19 protein-coding genes are annotated in these 18,770 nt (G+C 71.9%); 7 read left to right on the forward strand and 12 right to left on the reverse strand.

Going from position 1 to position 18,770, the window contains the following annotated elements; translation table 11 throughout:
- Positions 1–155: 155 nt before the first annotated feature.
- Positions 156–713: a sugar O-acetyltransferase gene (locus AB0N27_RS26250; RefSeq protein ID WP_364375135.1), complete on the forward strand. Its 558-nt coding sequence runs from the start codon at positions 156–158 to the stop codon at positions 711–713.
- A gap of 9 nt (positions 714–722) precedes the next feature.
- A complete protein-coding gene (locus AB0N27_RS26255; protein WP_364375138.1) occupies positions 723–1,361 on the forward strand; it encodes a dihydrofolate reductase family protein in 639 nt (212 codons plus the stop codon).
- A gap of 18 nt (positions 1,362–1,379) precedes the next feature.
- Here the strand turns inward: AB0N27_RS26255 and AB0N27_RS26260 are convergent, their stop codons facing one another.
- From AB0N27_RS26260 to AB0N27_RS26275, 4 genes are all read right to left on the reverse strand, one after another.
- Complete coding sequence (locus AB0N27_RS26260; RefSeq protein WP_364375141.1) at positions 1,380–2,027, reverse strand: nucleoside/nucleotide kinase family protein; 648 nt, start codon at positions 2,025–2,027, stop codon at positions 1,380–1,382.
- Positions 2,027–2,665, reverse strand: coding sequence for an SIMPL domain-containing protein (locus AB0N27_RS26265; protein ID WP_364375144.1), 639 nt, complete (start codon positions 2,663–2,665; stop codon positions 2,027–2,029). The genes AB0N27_RS26260 and AB0N27_RS26265 overlap by 1 nt, the downstream gene beginning before the upstream one ends.
- Positions 2,666–2,674: 9 nt before the next feature.
- On the reverse strand, positions 2,675–3,694 hold the full coding sequence (locus AB0N27_RS26270) for a prephenate dehydrogenase/arogenate dehydrogenase family protein (RefSeq protein WP_364375147.1): 1,020 nt from the start codon (positions 3,692–3,694) through the stop codon (positions 2,675–2,677).
- 94 nt (positions 3,695–3,788) lie between these two features.
- A complete protein-coding gene (locus tag AB0N27_RS26275) occupies positions 3,789–4,730 on the reverse strand; it encodes a DUF4034 domain-containing protein (protein WP_364375151.1) in 942 nt (313 codons plus the stop codon).
- 181 nt (positions 4,731–4,911) lie between these two features.
- On the opposite strand from AB0N27_RS26275, the gene AB0N27_RS26280 reads away from it, so the two are divergent.
- Complete coding sequence (locus tag AB0N27_RS26280; RefSeq protein ID WP_364375154.1) at positions 4,912–6,753, forward strand: M48 family metallopeptidase; 1,842 nt, start codon at positions 4,912–4,914, stop codon at positions 6,751–6,753.
- 47 nt (positions 6,754–6,800) lie between these two features.
- On the opposite strand, the gene dapC is transcribed toward AB0N27_RS26280, so the two are convergent.
- Together dapC and fdxA are read right to left on the reverse strand one after the other, a co-directional pair.
- Positions 6,801–7,910, reverse strand: coding sequence for a succinyldiaminopimelate transaminase (gene dapC / locus AB0N27_RS26285; RefSeq protein ID WP_364375641.1), 1,110 nt, complete (start codon positions 7,908–7,910; stop codon positions 6,801–6,803).
- Positions 7,907–8,233, reverse strand: coding sequence for a ferredoxin (gene fdxA, locus AB0N27_RS26290; protein WP_007464872.1), 327 nt, complete (start codon positions 8,231–8,233; stop codon positions 7,907–7,909). Before fdxA ends, dapC begins: the two co-directional genes overlap by 4 nt.
- 78 nt (positions 8,234–8,311) lie before the next feature.
- On the opposite strand from fdxA, the gene AB0N27_RS26295 reads away from it, so the two are divergent.
- On the forward strand, positions 8,312–9,334 hold the full coding sequence (locus AB0N27_RS26295; protein WP_364375159.1) for a GNAT family N-acetyltransferase: 1,023 nt from the start codon (positions 8,312–8,314) through the stop codon (positions 9,332–9,334).
- Between the two features lie 129 nt (positions 9,335–9,463).
- On the opposite strand, the gene AB0N27_RS26300 is transcribed toward AB0N27_RS26295, so the two are convergent.
- From AB0N27_RS26300 to mshB, 3 genes are all read right to left on the reverse strand, one after another.
- Positions 9,464–9,928, reverse strand: coding sequence for a hypothetical protein (locus AB0N27_RS26300; RefSeq protein WP_364375162.1), 465 nt, complete (start codon positions 9,926–9,928; stop codon positions 9,464–9,466).
- Positions 9,929–10,009: 81 nt separating this feature from the next.
- Complete coding sequence (locus tag AB0N27_RS26305) at positions 10,010–10,444, reverse strand: hypothetical protein (RefSeq protein ID WP_364375644.1); 435 nt, start codon at positions 10,442–10,444, stop codon at positions 10,010–10,012.
- A gap of 17 nt (positions 10,445–10,461) precedes the next feature.
- Positions 10,462–11,388 (reverse strand): N-acetyl-1-D-myo-inositol-2-amino-2-deoxy-alpha-D-glucopyranoside deacetylase, encoded by a 927-nt coding sequence (gene mshB, locus AB0N27_RS26310; protein WP_364375164.1) that lies wholly within the window; start codon positions 11,386–11,388, stop codon positions 10,462–10,464.
- 85 nt (positions 11,389–11,473) lie between these two features.
- On the opposite strand from mshB, the gene AB0N27_RS26315 reads away from it, so the two are divergent.
- Positions 11,474–13,618 (forward strand): prolyl oligopeptidase family serine peptidase, encoded by a 2,145-nt coding sequence (locus AB0N27_RS26315; protein WP_364375167.1) that lies wholly within the window; start codon positions 11,474–11,476, stop codon positions 13,616–13,618.
- Between the two features lie 61 nt (positions 13,619–13,679).
- Here the strand turns inward: AB0N27_RS26315 and AB0N27_RS26320 are convergent, their stop codons facing one another.
- Positions 13,680–14,078 (reverse strand): helix-turn-helix domain-containing protein, encoded by a 399-nt coding sequence (locus tag AB0N27_RS26320; RefSeq protein WP_364375170.1) that lies wholly within the window; start codon positions 14,076–14,078, stop codon positions 13,680–13,682.
- A 105-nt stretch (positions 14,079–14,183) separates the two neighbouring features.
- On the opposite strand from AB0N27_RS26320, the gene AB0N27_RS26325 reads away from it, so the two are divergent.
- Positions 14,184–15,086, forward strand: a complete 903-nt coding sequence (locus tag AB0N27_RS26325; protein WP_364375173.1) for an NADP-dependent oxidoreductase — start codon at positions 14,184–14,186, stop codon at positions 15,084–15,086.
- A gap of 97 nt (positions 15,087–15,183) precedes the next feature.
- Complete coding sequence (locus tag AB0N27_RS26330) at positions 15,184–15,918, forward strand: VOC family protein (protein WP_364375176.1); 735 nt, start codon at positions 15,184–15,186, stop codon at positions 15,916–15,918.
- Positions 15,919–15,932: 14 nt separating this feature from the next.
- Here AB0N27_RS26330 and AB0N27_RS26335 read toward each other — a convergent pair whose 3' ends face one another.
- Together AB0N27_RS26335 and AB0N27_RS26340 are read right to left on the reverse strand one after the other, a co-directional pair.
- Positions 15,933–16,802 (reverse strand): AraC family transcriptional regulator, encoded by an 870-nt coding sequence (locus AB0N27_RS26335; protein WP_364375179.1) that lies wholly within the window; start codon positions 16,800–16,802, stop codon positions 15,933–15,935.
- 156 nt (positions 16,803–16,958) lie between these two features.
- Positions 16,959–18,701, reverse strand: coding sequence for an ABC transporter substrate-binding protein (locus AB0N27_RS26340; protein WP_364375182.1), 1,743 nt, complete (start codon positions 18,699–18,701; stop codon positions 16,959–16,961).
- Positions 18,702–18,770: the final 69 nt, after the last annotated feature.

Here is an 18,770-nt window from a genome sequence, read left to right on the forward strand (position 1 = left end):
GCTGCGTCGACGCAACGGATCCTCCTTGGTGGAGCGTTGAAATCGGTAGAGACGCATTGACCGCCGCCAGTATTACATACCGGGTATGCAAAAAAGACGGCCAAAATATGACGGACCTGCCAACTCGCGGCGTGCCGGCCGGCATCATCGACCTGGTGACCTCCATGAAGGACAAGATGCTCGCCGGTGAGCCCTACCTCGCCGACGATCCCGAGATCATCGCTGACCAGGACCGGGCCACCCGCCTGATGGAACGCTTCAACACCAGCCCGGCAGCCGATCCGCGGGCTCGACTCGCCGCACTGCGGGACCTCCTCGGCGAGCTGGGCGAGGACACCTGGATCCGCCCGCCGTTCTACTGCGACTACGGCTGGCAGATCCGCATCGGCCCGCGCACCTTCGTCAACTACAACGCCGTCTTCCTCGACGTCGCCCGGATCACCCTCGGCGCGGACGTCCAGGTCGGCCCGAACGTGCAGCTGCTCACCCCGACGCACCCGGTGGAACCCGCGCCTCGGCGCGACAAGTGGGAGGCCGCCAGACCGATCACCATCGGCGACAATGTGTGGCTCGGCGGCGGCGCGATCGTGCTGGCGGGAGTGACGATCGGCGCGAACACCGTCGTGGGCGCCGGAGCGGTGGTCACCCGCGACCTACCCGCAAACGTGGTAGCGGTCGGCAACCCGGCCCGACCGGTCCGCGAACTCGACTAGGAGGACAGCATGGGCACCATCCACATCGACCTGTTCGCGACACTCGACCTGGTCGCCCAGGCACCGGGCGGCCCGGAGGAGGACCCGGAAGGCTTCCCGTACGGAGGTTGGCAGGCGCCCCTGTTCGACGAGACAGGCGGCCAACAGGTCGAACAGGGCATGCGGGGCATGGACGCGCTGCTGCTGGGCCGCAGGACCTACGACATCTTCGCCGGATACTGGCCGCACCAGAACGATGGCCCCGACGGCGGCATAGCCACCCTGTTCAACAGCATCCCGAAGTACGTCGCGTCGCGCGGCAACCCGGACCTGGACTGGGCCGGCTCCACCCAACTCGGGCCCGACCTGGTGAGCGCCGTGGCCGCCCTGCGGGACCGGCACGAGCACATCCACGTGATCGGCAGCCTGAACCTGGTGCAGACCCTCCTGCACGAGCGCCTGTTCGACAGGCTCAACCTGTGGATCTTCCCCATCCTGCTCGGCGTCGGCAAGAAGGTGTTCGACGGCGGCGCGGTGCCGAGCAACCTGACACTGCTGGAACCACCCGCCACCTCGGGCAAGGGTGCGGTGCTCCTGCGGTACGGGCTCGCCGAGGGAACGCCCACCACCGGGGACATGAGTCGCGAGGACCGGGGCGTCACGGGGTGAATCACCCGGTCGGTCGGGTCAGGGCGCCGGCGGCTCGGAGAGGCGCAGCACCAGGTCGGCGCGGTCGGCGGTGGGGGTGATCAGGGCCGCGTTCGACTCGTCGGTGCCCAACGCCCAGGCCCGCGCCTGCTCCGGTGACCGCCCGAACGCCTCGTGCCGAGCGGTCAGCCGCCGCTGCCGCACCTCGGCGTCCAGGTCGAGGAACCACGCCTCGTGCAGCAGCGACCGGATCTCCTGCCAGGGGAAGTCCGGAAGCAGCAGGTAGTTGCCCTCGGTCACCACCAGCCGGACCGAGGGCGGCACCTCGATCGCCCCGGCTACCGGCTCCTCCAGCTCCCGCCGGAACTCCGGCGCGTACACCGAGGTCGGCTCCAGGCGGCGGAGCCGGCGCAGCAGCGAGACGTACCCGTTGGCGTCGAAGGTGTCCGCCGCGCCCTTGCGGTCCGCGCGGCCCAGCCGGACCAGCTGCGACTGCGCCAGGTGGAAGCCGTCCATCGGCACCAGCCGGGCGGCCGGCCCCACCTCGGCCACGATCAGCTCGGCGAGGGTGGACTTGCCGGCACCAGGCGCACCGGCGATGCCGAGCAGTTGTCGCGAACCCGCCTCGGCGAGCGCCGACGCCCGCGCCACCACCTCGTCGACGGACAGCACCCGGGCCGGCGGCATCAGCCCAGGACCGGGGTGCTGATGGTGAACCGCGCCTGCACGGCTGCCTGCACGGTCTGCGGCTGCGGGTCCAACTCCAGCTCCGGTGGCGTGTCACCCCCGGCGAACGCCGCGCGGGCGAACATCGGCCGGTCGGCCGGGCCGGCGTCGGCCAACTCGATCAGCGCGGTGACCTGGGCACCGAGCGCCTCCGCGTACTCCCGGGCCCGCAGCAGGGCGTCGCCGATCGCGGCGTGCCGTGCCTCGCGGTGCGCGGGGCTGTCCGGATGCAGCTCCCACCACGGACCGGCCACCTCGACCTGATCCTGGTCGGCCAGCCGGAGCATCAACTCGCCGAGGGCGGTGAAGTCGGTGACGGTGACAGTGGTGGTGACGCTGCCGTGCCAGGCGACCACCCGCTCCCCCGAGCGCCGGGTCTCCGGGCGCACCCGCAGGTCACCCGTCTCCCGCCGGACCACCACCGGCCCGGCGCCCTCCAGCAGCACCCGCACGGCGGCGGCCCGCTCGGCCAGCCGGGTCAACGTGACCTCCCGGTCCCGATCACGAGCCGTCGCGGTGACCGCGAAGCGCGCCAGCTCGGGCGGCACCTCCCGGTACGCCTCGCCGCGCACCTGCACCACCGGGCCGTCCACCGCCATGCCCTCAGCCTAGTCAGCTGTCGGGCGTCGCGCCGCGTAGGAGACGGTGTCGGCACCGACGCGCAGCCCGGTCAGGTGACCGCCGGCCACCCCCAGACCGCACAGCCAGGACACCTCGGCGGCGTGGTCACCGTCGAGGGGGAACCGCCGCTCGTACGCGTCGAACCGGCGGTCGCGCAGCGCCATCCGGGAGGCCCGCGCCTCGTCGTACCGCGCCGTGAGCGCCGGCCCGTCACCGGCGTGCAGCGCGGCGGCCAGGTCGTCCAGGAACGCGGTGACCTCGGTCAACTCCCGCAGCACACGCTGCCGGTTGCCGAGCAGCATGTTCGCGGTCCGGTCGGCCGGAGTCCCGGCGACCCGGGTGCCGTCGGAGAAGCTGCCCGCGGCGAGCGCCAGTATCGCGTCGCGCAGCGGTGCGCGCTGCACGGCGCCGGCCAGCGCGCCGGCGAGCAGGTGCGGCACGTGTGAGGCGAGTGCGGCGGCCGAGTCGTGCTCCGCCGGGGACATCGGCACCACCCGGGCCTCGAAGAGGTCCACCAGCAGCCTGGCCAGCCAGCGGAACGCGGCAGTGGCCGGCCCGGGCGTGGGACAGAGCACCCAGGCGGCGCCGGTCAGCAGATCCGGCCCCGCGGCCGTCAGTCCCGCCCGGTCGGTGCCGGCCATCGGGTGCCCCGGCACGAACCGGTCCGTCAGGCCGCGTGTGGCGGCGAACGCCGCCACCTCCTCCTTGGTGCTGCCGACGTCGGTCAGCACGCAACGCTCACCTGTCATCGCGGCCACCTCGACAAGCGTGGCCGGCAGGGTGGGCAACGGCCCGCACAGGAACACCACGTCCCGGTCGGCCACCGCCTCGACAAGCAGATCCGGAACGGGTACGCCCATCAGGCGGGCCCGTCGCCTGGTGTCCTCGTCCGGATCCCACCCGGTCACGTCGACGCCCGCGGCGTGCATCCGGAGCAGCACCGAACCACCGATCAGGCCGGTGCCGACCACCGCCGCCCGTACCCGCGCACCGGGCCCGTCCACCATCCGCACACCTCGACGTTCCTGCTGGGGTGCGGGGCCGACGGCCCCGACCAGGTCCGGCGCCGAGGATATCCCCCGGTGCCGGCCCGGACGCCTGTCAGTCCTCGACGGCCATCGCGTCGTCGCGCCACGCGACGAACGGGATCACCGGGTCGTTGTTGATGTACTGCCAGGGCCAGTTGGTCACCTGGTCGCCGATCACCTCGAACTGGCCAGCGGCGGAGCGCAGGTCCCCCACCTTGGAGAAGCCCATGGCGAAGGTGTTGTGCACACTCGCCCAGCCCGGCCGGCGCCGGTAGTCGGGGTGGCGTACCGAGTGGTCCGCCGCGGCGTTGATCTCCGCCCGGAGCGCATCGTCGTCCAGGTACTCCTCGTCCTCGCCGACGGGCAGGTCCAGCCACTTCTCCAGGTGGGCGACGACGACCAGGTGCCCCAGCGGCGAACCGGCCGGCGACTTCGCCACCGCCTCCCGGGCGAAGTCGAACATCTCCTCGTGGCTGCCGAACCACTTGTGGCAGCGGTACTGGAGCATCTGCTCGTGCGCGATCCGGTGCCACGGGTGCCGGGCGACGACGTCGGCGAAGCGCCGGTCCGCCTCCTCCCGGTCCACCTGCCGCCCCCGCGCCGAGGTGACGAGGAAGGTACGCGCGGTGGTGTCGTCCGGGTCGCGGTCGGCCACCTCGTCCAGGGAGTTCTCGGCGAGCCGCAGCCGTCGCCAGAACTCCTTGAACTGATCCTGGCTCACCTGCGAGGCCCGGGCGCTGCTGCGGGCCTCCCAGGCCCAGTAGACCGCGTGCGCCCCCCGCACCAGCACCGGCAGTGTCGACCGGGGTTCGGCCTCGACCCACTCGCCGATCCAGTCCTGCAGGCCGTCGGTGTTGGCGAGCACCGAGACGTAGAAGGCGTGGTCGTCCGGGTCGGTCACCGGGGTGAGGAGATCACGGATGGTGCCCCAGTCCCGGCGCTCAACGGCCTCCCGCAGCGCCCGCGCGGTCGGGTCGCCCTCCGCCGGATCCACGATCAACGTGGGAACGGCCACCCGCCTGTTGTTACGTCGGAACGGCCACATGCCGCGTTTCCTCTCAGCCCGTCGAAGACCCGGCAGATCGTAGATCTTGCCAAGGCCGGTCCGGAAGGGGGTTGTCCACTTCTGATCACCGTCGTACGGTCCGCTCCGCTGCCCGCCGTCTCGATGCGGGCTAACAGCGGGAGGAAATGAAATGTCCGCGACATACCGGGCCCTCGCCTCGGTGGTCATGTTGATCGGCTTCTACGTCGTCGCGCTCCTGCAGCTCGCCGCCGTCGTCGCGCTCGGGGTCTGGCTGTACGGCCACACCAACGGGCTCGTCACCGGGAAGCTGCTGCTGCCCCTGGTCGTGGCGCTGGGCGCGGCGGCCGCCGGGCTGTGGCGCGCGATCCGTACGAAGAACGAGCCGGCGCCCGGCCTGGTCCTCACCGAGCGCGAGGCGCCGGACCTGTGGGCCACCGTGCGGGAGCTGGCCACCGCGGTCGGCACCCGCGCCCCCGACGAGATCCGGCTGGTGCCCGAGGTGAACGCGGCGGTCGCCGAGCAGAGCCGGTTCCTCGGCCTCGTCGGCGGGCGGCGCACCCTGTATGTCGGACTGCCGCTGCTCCAGGCGATGCGGATGGACCAGCTGCGTTCGGTGCTCGCCCACGAGCTGGGCCACTACTCCGGCAAGCACACCCGTCTCGGCGGCGTCGCGTACCGGGGTCGGCTGGCCATCGCGGAGACGCTGGACCGGATCAGCCCGCGCAACCCGATCGGCTGGGTCTTCAAGGGGTACTCGAAGCTCTACCTGAGGGTGGACAACGCCGCGTCGCGGCGGCAGGAGCTGGAGGCCGACCGTTCCTCCGTGCTGCTGGCCGGGCACGACGCCGCCACCTCCGCCCTGCGGACGCTGCCGGCGCTCGGCGCCGCCTGGGGTTTCTACATGCGCCGGTACGTCGAGCCGGGCTGGTCCGCCGGGCTGGCGCCGGACGACCTCTTCGGCGGCTTCGGCCAGTTGCTGCGGGCCCGCCGGGACGAGTTGGCCGAGCTGCGGGAGAACGCCCCCGACCGGGAGCCGTCGCCGTGGGACACCCACCCACCGATCGGCGTCCGGGTCGCCGCGATGGCGGGCCTGCCGGCGGGGACTGTCGCCTCGGACGAACGACCTGCCGCGCTGCTACTCGCCGACATCGACGGCGCCGGCCGGCAGTTGCAGGGCGTCGTGGTCGAGCACGGCAGCCGCGAGGTGCTGCCCTGGCCGCAGTTCACCGCCTCGTCGGTGGCGGCAATGGTGCAGCAGCAGGCGGACGGCATCTACCGGGCCGCGGGGCGGTTCACGGGCGTCGCCAGGCCGGGCCTCACGACAGTGCTGGAGCTGGTCAGCTCCGGCCGGCTCGGCGAGTTCGCCGAGCAGTTCTTCGGCGACGCGACCCGCAAGGAGGCGGCCGCCCGGTTCGCCGGGCCGATGGAGACGCTGCTGGACAACGCGGCAGTCCGCTCCGGTCGGGCCCACTGGCAGCTCTCCTGGTCCGGTCCGGCCCGGCTCGTCGGCCCGGACGGGCAGCCGTGGGACCTCGCCGAGATCGCCAAGCTGGCCGTCGCGCCGCAGACCCTTGACGTTGCGCTGGCCCGCCTGGCCGAGCTGGGCGTCGATCCGTCCGGCGCGACGGTGGTGGAGGAGCGGGTCTCCGGGCGGGACGCCGACCTGATCGGCGCGCTGGCCAACATCAAGATCGACGGCAGGGAGCACGACGTGCTCATCCTCGACCGGGGGCTGGTCCTGATCGCCGACCCCGGCAAGGCGAGCCAGGGCGAGAAGCGGCTGCGCGCGCTTGTCGACTCGGTGGCGATCGCGGAGCTGGCAACCACACACACGTTCCTGCCGTACGAGGAGGTCGCCTCCGTGAACGTCAAGCGGGAGGTGCCGCTGAAGGCGGAACTGACCCTGCACGACGGCCGGGTGATCGCCGTGCAGGAGCTGATGTCCAGCGAACTGCTGGAAAAGCAGAGCCGGAACACCCTGCTGCGGGTCTTCGCCCGGATCAGCGACTGACGCGGCCGGGCGGTCGACCCCCACGGGTCGGCCGCCCGGAAGGGCGGTCAGACCTCGGCGAGGCGGGCCGCGACCGCGGCGACGTGTGCGTCGGACTCGGTGAGCGCGACCCGGACGTGCCGGCCGGCGGTGGGGCCGTAGAAGACGCCGGCGGCGACCAGGATGCCCCGGCGGGCCAGCCAGTCGACCGTCTCCCAGCAGTCCTCGTCGCGGGTGAGCCAGAGGTAGAGACCGGCCTCCGAGTGCTCGACCGTGAACCCGGCGCCGGTGAACGCGGCCGCCAGCACCTCACGGCGGGCCCGGTAACGCTCCCGCTGCTCGTCGGCGTGTCGCTCGTCCCCCAGGGCGGCCACCATCGCCGCCTGCACCGGGGCGGGCACGATCATGCCGGCGTGCTTGCGGACCTTCAGCAGCTCGGCCACGAGCACCGGGTCGCCGGCCACGAACCCGGCCCGGTAGCCGGCCAGGTTGGACCGCTTGGACAGCGAGTGCACGGCGAGCACCCCGTCGTACGAGCCGCCGCAGACCTGCGGAGACAGCACCGACACCGGCTCCGCCGACCAGCCCAGCGGCAGGTAGCACTCGTCGCTGGCGACCACCGCGCCCCGTTCCCGGGCCCAGTCGACCACCTTGCGCAGGTGCGCCGCGGGCAGCACCCGACCCGTCGGGTTGCCCGGCGAGTTGACCCAGACCAGGCGTACCCGGGAGGTCGGCCCGACCGCGGTGAGCGAGTCGGCGCGGACGACCGTGGCGCCGGCCAGCCGTGCCCCGTCCTCGTATGTGGGGTACGCGACCGACGGCACGACGACCACGTCACCGGGGCCGATGCCGAGCAGCGTCGGCAGCCAGGCCACCAGCTCCTTCGAGCCGATGGTCGGCAGCACACCGAGACCGTCGACGCCGGCGCCGCAGGCACGGGCGACCCAGGCGGCGATCGCGTCGCGCAGCACCGGGGTGCCGGCGGTCAGCGGATAGCCGGGAGCGTCGGACGCGTCAGCGAGCGCCTGGCGGATCACCTCGGGCACCGGGTCGACGGGCGTACCCATGGAGAGGTTGATCAGGCCCCCCGGATGCGCCGCGGCCACAGCGGCCGCGGCGTCCAGGGAGTCCCAGGTGAACTCGGGCAGCCGCGACGAGACCGGCGCGGACCGGGTCAGTGGCCCTCGCCGCGCGGCGGCTGCGCGGCGACGAAGGTCGCGTCCTTCTCGACCTTGCCGATCTTCGAGGCGCCCCCGGGCGAGCCCAGGTCCTCGAAGAACTCGTAGTTGGCGCCGGTGTAGTCCTTCCACTGCTCGGGGACGTCGTCCTCGTAGAAGATCGCCTCCACCGGGCAGACGGGCTCACAGGCACCACAGTCGACGCACTCGTCGGGGTGGATGTAGAGCATCCGGTTGCCCTCGTAAATGCAGTCGACCGGGCACTCCTCGATGCATGCCTTGTCGAGCACATCCACGCACGGCTCGGCGATGATGTAGGTCACCGGTCTTCTCCTCCGCAAGACACGCCGCGATCACCGCGACGGTAAGAGCCTAGTATCTCGCCGGGGAGGGGGTCGATCGTGCTCCGACAGCAGGATGTGGGACACCGAATCGTGGTCCGCCGGATTGTGGGGATTCGCGAAGGCCGCCCGCTGTTCTCCGACGCCCTCGGCGAGCTGGTGGAGCTGAGCGAGACTCATCTCACGTTGGCCACCGCGCAGGGTCCGCTACGGGTTCCGGTGGCGCAGGTACACCGGGCCAAACGGGTGCCGCCGACCCGCCGGCCGACCGCCGCTGCCGTGGTGGCGCTGGAACGCGCCGCCGACGAGGCCTGGCCGGCGCCCACTCGCGGCCGCCTCGGCGACTGGCTGCTGAGATCGGCCGAGGGCTGGACCGGACGCGCCAACTCGGCGTTGCCGGTCGGCGATCCGGACCGCCCGCTGCCGGCCGCCGTGGACGCGGTCGAGCGCTGGTACGCCGAGCAGGGCCAGCCTGCGATGATCAACACACCGCTGCCGCTCGCCGCGCCCGTCGGCGCCGAACTGGACGACCGGGGCTGGGGCAGCCGCCCGCCCACGCTGGTCCAGACCACACCCCTGCCCCTACCCGCCGCCGACCCCTCCGCCGGCGTGGCCTCCGCCGGCCTGGCCTCCGCCGGCCTGGCCTCTGCCGGCGTGGCCTCTGCCGGCGTGGCCTCTGCCGGCGTGGCCGTCGAGCTGGCCACGGTGCCGAGCGAGGAGTGGCTGGCCGTCGCCGCTGGCCGCAAGGGCGGCCTCCCGGACGCCGCCCGGCACGTGCTCACCGCCGTGGAGCAGGTCCGCTTCGCCCACGTGTACGCAGACGGCACGCTTGTGGCCACCGGCCGGGGCACGGTGACGGGTGAGGGCCGCTGGTTGGGCCTCAGCCTGATCGAGGTGGTGCCCGCCGCCCGCCGGCAGGGGTTGGCCCGACGGGTGATCCACGCGTTGGCCGGCTGGGGCGTGTCGGCAGGCGCCACCCACGCCTTCCTCCAGGTGGAACAGCGCAACACGGCGGCGGTGGCGCTCTACCGCACCCTCGGCTTCACCACCCACCACACCTACCTGACCCGCGTCGCCCCCTAACCCCCACCCCTCACCACGCCGATCTTGCACTTTCTGCGGTGACAAAAGGGGGCGCAGAGCACCAAATCGGCGCGCAGAAGTGCAAGATCGGCGCGGGGGGAGAGCGGGGTCGGGCGGGGTCGGGCGGGGTTAGCGGCGGACCACTCGGCGCGGCTTGGCGGCCTTGACTTCGGCGTACCGCTTGAGCTGTTGCGACCGGTAGTCACGGCCGAGCGCGGTGAGCACCAGGTACCCGATTAGGATTCCCGCGCCCGTGGCGAGCAGGTAGAGCCAGATCTGGGCGAAGAACGTGCCCGCGCCGGCACCGAACGGGTTGTCGCCGACCAGCAGCGGCCCCACCAGGACGGTCAGCGCCATGGCGATCCCCACCACCAGGGCCAGGTCGGCCAACCAGGCGGACAGTGGCCGGCGGCTGCCCCAGCGGAAGGCGACCAATGCCAGGATCAGACCGATCACCACGAACATCGCCAGCGACACCCGGTCGGCGGCGGTGTCGTCACCGTCGAACCCGAGTTTGATGATCAGCCGGGCGGCCACGTTCGCCGCGAACAACGCTCCCGTGAGCACCCCGACGTCACGCCACCGTCTGTCCATCGCACGACCTCCTGCCGTACGCCCCATTGCGGGGCCGCATCCCTGGCAGGAATATCTACCACCCGCACCTGTGTGGCGTCATCAGCCGAGCAGGGTGGGTGGTGGGGTGAGGATCTGCCGGAAACCCATCACCGCGAAGGTCATCGCGCCGGCCACGATCATGGCCAGGCCTACCCAGTTGTCCCCGGCCAGCAGCAGGTCGCCCTCGGAGGTCCGGATGGCGGCCACCGCCATCAGGGCGAACCACGGCACGGCCGGCAGCGCCACCGCCCATCGTCGGCCCACCGCCTCGTGCGCGAACCAGCTCAGCACGATGTTGGCGCCGACGGCGAGCAGCACCGACACGCCGATCAGCTGACCGCCGACACGGACCGTGGCGAGCAGCAGCTCCAGCACCCCGGTCAGCACACCTGCCACCACGACGACCACCGCACCGGCAACCCGCAGACCCAGGTCCAGCAGACGCGGGGGCGGCCCCGCCTCCGGCGGGGTGCCCTGGTCCTGCACGACCGACATCGGCGCGGCGGGCAGGGTCACCGGAGGCCGGCTGCCGCGACCGGGCGGCGGTCGGTGGCGGATTCGTCGGGAAGCCCGGCGAACAGGTCGTCCTCCCAGCCGTACGGGCCGGAGCCCGGTCCCTTCGCACCGACCGCCAGGGTGAAGAACTCCACGCCCATGAACTCGCCACCGAAGTTGCCGGCGATCGAGTAGAGCCAGGAGGTGGCCGGGATCTGGGTGGCGTGCGCCCGCATCGCGGCCTCCTTGGCGGTGTGCTGGTCGGTGCCGTCGATCCGGGCGGCGATCTCGGCGTCCGGGGTGCCGAAGGGCAGCTCGGCGAGGTCGCGGATGCCGGCGAACGGGTTGTCCGAGGATTCGGCGAAGTGCTCCAGGCCGGCCTCCAGCACGCTGAGCGGCATGGCCGTCCAGTAGACCTTGGCCGGGGCGCAACCCTCGACGGCGGCCAGCTCGACCGCGCGCATCGCCACCCGGTGCGCCTGGATGTGGTCGGGATGGCCGTAGAAACCGTTGGGGTCGTACGTGACAAGCACCTGCGGGCGTACCTCCCGCATGATCTCCACCAGGTGCCCGGCGGCCTCGTCGAGGTCGGCCTGCCAGAAGGCGCGGGGGTGCTCGTTGGTCGCGAGCCCCATCATCCCCGAGTCGCGGTAGCGGCCCGCACCCCCGAGGAAGCGGTGGTCGCTGACGCCGAGCGCCGCGCAGGCGGCGGCCAGCTCGCCGATCCGGTACCCGCCGAGCTGGTCCGCCTCGGCGGCGGCGAGCTGGGCCAGCGCCGGTACGTGGATCTCGCCCTCCTCGCCGAGGGTGCAGGTCACGAGCGTCACGTGCGCGCCGGTGGCGGCGTAGTGGGCCATCGTCGAGCCGGTGCCGATGGACTCGTCGTCCGGGTGCGCGTGGACCAGCAGCAGGCGGCGGTCGGGCAGCGTCGTCACGACGGTCACTCTAACCGGCAGTTCGGCCCTGCCGGCGCTGACGCGTCCGCCCAGGTCGGCCACATCACCCTCGCCACCGCTCTACGATTTGGCGGTGGACTTCCCGGAGCTGGCCGCCCGTACCCGCCGGTTCACCCACGGCGCGCCGCGCGCCGTCGCCGTGGCGGAGGACGGCTCCCGGGTGATCTTCCTGCGTTCCGCAGGTCCGGAGGATCCGGCGGACGCCCTGTGGCAGCTGCACGTGGCCACCGGCGAGGAGCAGCTGGTGGCGGACCCGGCGACACTGCTGGACGGGGGCGGCGATCCCCGGGCGCTCTCCCCCGGCGAACGCGCGTTACGCGAACGGCTGCGGCTCAACGCCGGGGGCATCGGGTCGTACGCGCTCGACGCCGCCGGCCGGGTGGCGGTGTTCGCGCTGGCCGGACGGCTTTTCCGGGCCGACCTGGTGCACGGCGACGTGGTGGAGGTGGCAGCCGTCGGCCCGGTGCTCGACCCCCGTCCGGACCCGACCGGGCAACGACTGGCGTACGTGACGGACGCGGCCGAGGGTGTCCGCCGGGGCGAGCTGCGGGTGATCGAGGCCGACGGCACCGACACCCTGCTGGCCGGCGAGGACGCCGGGGTGAGCTGGGGCCTGGCCGAGCACATCGCGGCGGAGGAGTTCGGCAGGTACCGGGGCTACTGGTGGGCGCCGGACGGGCGCATGGTGCTCGCCGCCCGGGTGGACGAGTCCCGGCTGGAACGGTGGCACCTGCACGACCCTGCCGACCCGGCGAGCCCTCCGACCGCTGTGGCGTACCCGCGGGCGGGCGGGCCGAACGCGGAGGTCAGCCTGCACCTGCTCGATCTGGACGACGGCTGGGTCGACGTGCACTGGGACCGGGAGACGTACCCGTACCTGACCGGGGTGAGCTGGGGCGAGGGCAGCCCGCTGATCACCGTGCTGCGCAGGTCGCAGCAGCACGGGCTGGTGCTCGCCGTGGACCCGCGTACCGGTGAGACGCAGGTGCACGCCGAGCTTGCCGATCCGCGATGGGTGGAGCCGATCGCCGGCACCCCGGCGCACCTGCCGGACGGTCGGGTGCTTGTCGGCGGGGAGCTGGCGCACGACGGGTACGACGCGCGGTGCCTCTTCGCCGACGGCACCCTGCTCACGCCGCCGTCGCTGTACGTACGGCGGGTGGTCGGTCGACTGCCGGCCAACTCCGGCCCGGCGGACCTGCTGGTCGAGGCGAGCGACGGCGAGCCGAGCGAGCGGCACCTGTTCCGGGTGCGGACCACCATCGGCGGCGGAGTGGACGCCCGCCGCATCACCACCGACTCGGGCTGGCACACCGCCGCCGTGGGCGGGGACGTGCTGGTCATCGGGGTCGCCTCGCTGGACCACGCCGGCGTGCGGTGGACGGTGCGGCGCGGCGACCAGGAGGTGGCCGAGCTGCGGTCGCTGGCGGCGACCCCTCCGTACTCGCCGCTGCCGCTTCTCGAGCGGGTCACCGACCGGCGGTTGCCGGCGGCGGTGCTGTACCCGGACAACCACGTCACGGGCCGGCGACTGCCGGTGCTGCTGGACATTTACGGCGGGCCGGGCCACCAGGAGGTGGTGACCGCCCGCGCGGCCTGGCTGGAGCGGCAGTGGTGGGCCGACGCCGGGTTCGCGGTGGTCACCATCGACAACCGGGGTACGCCGGGAGTGGCCCCGTCGTTCGAGAAGGCGATCCACCGGCGGGTCGCCGACGTGATCCTCACCGACCAGATCGACGCGCTTACCGCGCTCGCCGGCAAGCATCCCGACCTGGACCTGGACCGGGTGGGGGTGCGCGGCTGGTCGTTCGGCGGGTGGCTGGCCGGGTTGGCGGTGCTCCGGCACCCGGAGCTGTTCAGGTGCGGCATCGCCGGTGCCCCGGTGACCGACTGGGCGCTGTACGACACCGCGTACACCGAGCGTTATCTCGGCCTGCCGGAGGACGGCATGGACGTGTACGCGCACCACTCGCTGATCGAGCTGGCCGCCGAACCGGTCACCGGCCCGGATCAGGCCCGCCCGCTGTTGCTGGTGCACGGCATGGCCGACGACAACGTGGTGGCCGCGCACACGCTGCGGCTCTCGGCGGCGCTGCTGAGCACCGGCCGCCCGCACGCGGTGCTGCCGCTGACCGGCGCCACCCACATGGCCGCGAACGGCACCGCCGAACGACTGCTCCCCCTGGAACTGGACTTCCTGCGTACGCACCTGGGGTGAGCGACACCGAGCGGAATCCAGCTAGGGCTTTGAGCGCGCGCGAACGCTCAGGTCGACGCGCTCAGGGGCGTGCGTCGTACCGGGTCCGGGCTTCGAAGACACGGTCCATGTGCGTCTCGGCCCAGTTCTTGATCGCGATCATGACCGGGAACAGTTCGTGGCCGAGCGGGGTGAGCTCGTAGTCGACGCGGACCGGTACCGAGGCGGTGACCGTGCGGGTGACCAGGCCGTCGCGTTCCAGGGTGCGCAGGGTCTGGGTGAGCATCTTCTGGCTGACGCCGGCGACGCGTCGGGCGAGTTCACCGTGCCGCTGCGGGCCGTCGACGAGCGCTGGGATCACCAACGCGACCCACTTGTCGGTGAGCCTGCTCAGCAGCTCACGTGTCGGGCACTGGTCCAGGAACGCGTCGTAGTCGCGTTTGGCCTGCTCACGGCGTTGAGCCGCACTCGTCGTCGCCATGCTGTCTCCTCCGGGTGCCCTAGGCACTTCAAGGTACCTACTTACCGACAGTGCCGACCAGTCGTACGGTCGTGGTGATCACGAAATCCCACGAAGGAGACGACGATGCGCGCAGTCAGCTATGCGGAGTTCGGAGGACCTGAGGTCCTGCACGTGGCCGAGGTGCCGGTGCCCGAGCCCGGGCCGGGGCAGGTCCGGGTGCGGGTCGCGGCGTCGGCCGTCCACCCGGTCGATCTGGTGATCCGCTCCGGTCGATTCCCAGCCCCGTTGCCGACCGGCCTGCCGTACACGCCCGGCTGGGACGTTGCCGGCAGCGTCGACGCGGTCGGCCCGTCGGTCGAGGGGTTCACGATCGGCGACGAGGTCATCGGCTTCTCGCCGTGGCTGCAGACCACAGTCGGCGCCCACGCCGAGTACGTGGTCCTCGACGCCGCCTGGCTGACCTCCGCGCCCGCCGGCGTCCCCGCCACCGAGGCGGCGACGCTGCCGACGAGCGGCCTCGCCGCCGCCCAGGCCCTCGACCTGCTCGCGCTCCCCGCGGGTTCGACAGTGCTCGTCACAGGTGCCGCCGGGCAGGTAGGCGGGTTCGTTCTGGCGCTTGCCCGGGCGACCGGTCTGCACGCCACGGGACTCGCCGGACCGGACGACAGTGAGTTCGTCGAGTCGCTGGGCGCGGCGTTCCTGTCGCGCGCCGACGACCCGACGGGAACGTTCGACGCGGTCGTCGATCTGGCGGTGATCGGCTCCTCACTGCTGGACCTCGTCCGGGACGGCGGCGGCCACGTGGCCGCGTCACCTCCGCTTCGCCTGGAGCCGGTGCGGGGAATCAGGACCTTCGCGCTGGACGTGGTCCCGGACGGATCCCGGCTTAGTGAGCTGGTCAAACTCGTCACCAGCGGAGACATCCCGCTCCGGGTAGCCGACGTGTACCCCTTCGCCGACGCGGCGGCCGCCCACGACCGGCTGGCCCGCGGTGGCGTACGCGGTGGCGTGGTGCTCGTCCCCTGACGGGTCCCACCGCTCGGCGGGTACCACACGTCGCCGGCACAGTCCTTCGCTCACCGGCCGTGTGGTCGTACGCTCGGCCGCCGCTAGCATCGTCGGCATGGCGACGCGGCTCGTGCAGATCAACATGAAGGCTCACAACGACGCCGCGCTCGGCGGTTTCTGGGCGCAGGTGCTCGGCTGGGAGGTCTCCAGCGAGGGGCCGGGCGTGACGAACCTCGAACCCGAGGGCTTCGTCTACCCCGACCCCGTCGCTGTCTGCATCGACCTCGTCGCCTACCCGGACCCGAAGACTGTCAAGAACCGGGTGCACGTCGACCTCGCCACCACCTCGCCGGCCCACCAGGCGGAGCTCGTCACGCGCCTGAAGGATCTCGGCGCGACGGTCGCCGACGTGGGCCAGGGCGACGTCCCGTGGACGGTCATGGCCGACCCGGAGGGCAACGAGTTCTGCGTGCTGGACTGGCGGGACACGGCCCACGACACCGGTCCGATCGCCTCGGTGGTGGTCGACTGCGCGGACCCGCGGGCCATGGCCCGTTTCTGGGGCGAGGCCACGGACTGGACGGTGCACAAGGTGACCGACGACAGCGCGGTGCTGCGCTCCGCCACCGGCGTCGGCCCCTATCTGCAGTTCCTCCGCACGCCCGATGTGAAGACCGGGTGGAACCGCGTCCACCTCGACGTGCGCCCCTACCCGGGCGACGATCTGAAGGCGGAGGCGGCCAGGCTGGAGTCTCTCGGCGCCACGGTCATCGACCTGGGCGGCGAGATCTCGTGGATGGTTCTCGCCGACCCGGAGGGCAACGAGTTCTGCCTCCTGACCCCGGCCTGACCCGCGCGCTCACGTCACGCCGGCTCGATGGGCAGCCACAGTTCGCAGGTCGCGGTGCTGAAGTCCTCGGCGCGTTCGAGGATGGCGACCATCGAGGGGCCCGGCCGCAGTCGCCACGGGTTGGAGGGGAACCACTCGCTGGCGGTCGCCGCCCAGGTGTTCTGCAATGCCTGCGGATGGGGTCCGGAGGTACGGAAGACCGCCCACTGGCCCGCCGGCACGTCGATGGCGTCCAGGTCGTCGGGGACCTGGGTGTCCCGGGAGACCGCCACCCCGTGCAGGTAGGTCAGTTCGCTGCCCTCGGTGGCCTCGGCGTCGACGTCGTCGCTGACCTGGAGCAGCCCGCCGGGTTCGGTGTCGCTGAGGGCCTTGAGCCGACGATGCTCCTGCGGTGGTAGTCCGGCGATGTGCTGCTGGATGTGCGGGTTGACGCCCCGGTGGATGAGCGGGACCCGGGCGGCGTGTCCGACGAGCCGGAACGCGGGGCGGTCGACGATACGGGTGTCCATGGGGGTGCTCCCTTCGACGGTCAGGCGGAACCTGAGCTGCGGTTGTGTGCGAAGGGGGCCTCCGTCGCGGCGTACGTCACCGGGGCTGGCGCCGTGGACGGCCCGGAACGCCCGTCCGAACGCCTCGGTCGAGCCGTATCCGTGCCGGACGGCGATGCCGAGCAGATCGTCCTCGCCCCGAACGACGTCGGCGGCGGCGACTGTCATGCGGCGTCGGCGCACGTACTCGGACAGCGTCATCCCGGCCAACGACGAGAACATCCGGCGCAGGTGGTACTCGGTGGTGCCGAGCGTCCTGGCCAGTGCGTTGACGTCGAACTCCTCGGTAAGGTGCTCTTCGAGCTGGTCGACGAGCTTGTTGAGCGCCGCGATCACGAGGCCTCCCTTCGACGTCAAGCCTGGCCGAAGGACCCTGCCCCGCACCCGACCGTAGCGGTCCGATCCGATCAGGTCCCCGAGCTCCCGGACGACGACAGGGGTCCCCTTCCGACGGCGTTGTCGGGAGGGGACCCCTGTCTGTCTGCGGTGTGCTTACGGCTTGACGTGCGCGTTGACGAACGACGGGTAGCCGAAGACGCTGGAGATGAAGATCCCGCCGGCCTTGGACCCGTGCACGTTGTAGGCCACGTCGACGTACATCGGCACGACCGGTGCGTGCTCCTTCATGATCCGCTCGTCGAGCTTGGCCCACTCCGGGCCCTGCTCGGCCGGGGCCAGCGCCAGGATGCGATCCATCTCGGCGTTGACTGCCGGGTCGTTGAAGTAGGACTGGTTGCTGTTGCCCTCGGCCTTGATGGTGCGGCCGTCGTAGAGCACAGGCAGGATCGAGGCTCCGCTCGGCCAGTCCGCCGCCCAGTTACCGATGTAGAGGTCCCAGGGGTTGTTCTTCTTCTTGATCTCGTCGAGCTTCGCGTCGTCCGAGATGTTCCGGACGGTGATCTTGAAGCCGGCCCGCTCCAGGTTGGCCTTGAGCTGGGCACCCTGCTGCTGCTCGGTCGTGTTGTCGGCGACACCGAGGACCAGCTCCGGCGTCTTGCCGCCGAGCAGTTCCTTGGCCTTGTCGACGTTGCCGTTGGCACCCGCCGGGTACGCGTCGTACGCCTTGTAGCCGATGGTGGCCGGCGGCATCAGCGTGGTCAGCGGCGCGGCGACGTTCTGCCCGCCGAGCGCCTTGATCATGCCTTCACGGTCGATGGCGTAGTTGAGCGCCTGGCGCACCTTCAGGTCGGTGACCCGCTGGTTGTTAATGACGAGCTGGTTGGCGCTGGGGGTCGGCGAGAGGATGCTGCGGGACTTGAGCGAGGCATCCCCGGCCACCCGGGCGACGAGCGAGGCGGGCACGGCGTTGAAGGCGAGCGCGCTCTGGTCGGCGCCGTTGTCGGCGATCACCCGGTTGTTGGCGGCGTCCGCGGTCGGGCCGAAGGTCCAGACGAACTGGTCCGGGTACTGGTGCCGGACCGGGTCGGTGTTCGGGTCCCAGTTGGGGTTGCGCTCCAGGGTGATCTGCACGCCCACCTGGTTCTTGGCGACCCGGTACGGGCCGGACGAGAACGGCTGCTTGTCCACGTTGATGCCTGTGTCCTTGTCCGCGGGCAGCGGCGCGGTGGTCGGCAGCGAGACCGCGAACGGCAGGTCACAGCGGGGCTTGGCGAACTCGAAGCGCAGGGTCTTGGCGTCCGGCGTGCTCAGGCCCGGCGGAAGCGACGTCTTGTTCTTCTTGAAGTCCCACTTGGTGTCGAACTGCGCGGTGTCGGCCAGCCACTCCTGGATGTAGGTGGGGCCGCCGGAGAGGTCCGGGTCGAAGGACCTGGCGATGCCGTACGCGATCTCCTTGGAGGTGATCGGCCGGCCGTCCTCGAACTTCACCCCCTCCTTGATGGTGAATTCCCAGACCTTGCAGTCGTTGTTGACGTTCTTGCCCGGGGTCTCGGCCAGGTCGCCGACCAGGACCAGGCCGCCCTTGCCGTCGTCCTTCCAGGTGGTCAGGTAGCGGGACCAGAGCGGGTTGGCCATCAGGCCGGCGAACGAGTACGTCCGCTGCGGGTCGAGGTGGGAGATCGGCGTCTCCCGGATGACGGTGAAGGTGCCGCCCTTCTGCGCCCCGCTCACCTCCGCGGCCGGACCCTGTGAGTCCTTGGGGTCGGTCGCGATGACCCCTGTCTGCTGCCGCTCGGTGTCCACGGTGGTGCCCTCGCCCGTGTTCTTCGAGCACGCACCCAGTGCCACCACCAGAGCTATCGCGCCGCCTGCGGCGGCCACCACGCGTGGTCTCATGAAGTACCCCCTTCACCCATGTGCCGTGCGGTTTCGTCGGGGCGAGAACCGCCGACGTCCCGAGGATCG

It is taken from the genome of Micromonospora sp. NPDC093244 (assembly GCF_040683695.1).
GTDB lineage: Bacteria > Actinomycetota > Actinomycetes > Mycobacteriales > Micromonosporaceae > Micromonospora.

What these genes read in the sequence shown, in the direction of transcription:
- AB0N27_RS26255 (WP_364375138.1), top strand. Translation starts at nt 723, where the DNA reads ATGGGCACCATCCACATCGACCTGTTCGCGACACTCGACCTGGTCGCC.
- AB0N27_RS26260 (WP_364375141.1), bottom strand. Translation starts at nt 2,027, where the DNA reads ATGCCGCCGGCCCGGGTGCTGTCCGTCGACGAGGTGGTGGCGCGGGCG.
- AB0N27_RS26265 (WP_364375144.1), bottom strand. Translation starts at nt 2,665, where the DNA reads ATGGCGGTGGACGGCCCGGTGGTGCAGGTGCGCGGCGAGGCGTACCGG.
- AB0N27_RS26270 (WP_364375147.1), bottom strand. Translation starts at nt 3,694, where the DNA reads ATGGTGGACGGGCCCGGTGCGCGGGTACGGGCGGCGGTGGTCGGCACC.
- AB0N27_RS26280 (WP_364375154.1), top strand. Translation starts at nt 4,912, where the DNA reads ATGTCCGCGACATACCGGGCCCTCGCCTCGGTGGTCATGTTGATCGGC.
- AB0N27_RS26300 (WP_364375162.1), bottom strand. Translation starts at nt 9,928, where the DNA reads ATGGACAGACGGTGGCGTGACGTCGGGGTGCTCACGGGAGCGTTGTTC.
- AB0N27_RS26305 (WP_364375644.1), bottom strand. Translation starts at nt 10,444, where the DNA reads ATGTCGGTCGTGCAGGACCAGGGCACCCCGCCGGAGGCGGGGCCGCCC.
- AB0N27_RS26320 (WP_364375170.1), bottom strand. Translation starts at nt 14,078, where the DNA reads ATGGCGACGACGAGTGCGGCTCAACGCCGTGAGCAGGCCAAACGCGAC.
- AB0N27_RS26325 (WP_364375173.1), top strand. Translation starts at nt 14,184, where the DNA reads ATGCGCGCAGTCAGCTATGCGGAGTTCGGAGGACCTGAGGTCCTGCAC.
- AB0N27_RS26330 (WP_364375176.1), top strand. Translation starts at nt 15,184, where the DNA reads ATGGCGACGCGGCTCGTGCAGATCAACATGAAGGCTCACAACGACGCC.
- AB0N27_RS26340 (WP_364375182.1), bottom strand. Translation starts at nt 18,701, where the DNA reads ATGAGACCACGCGTGGTGGCCGCCGCAGGCGGCGCGATAGCTCTGGTG.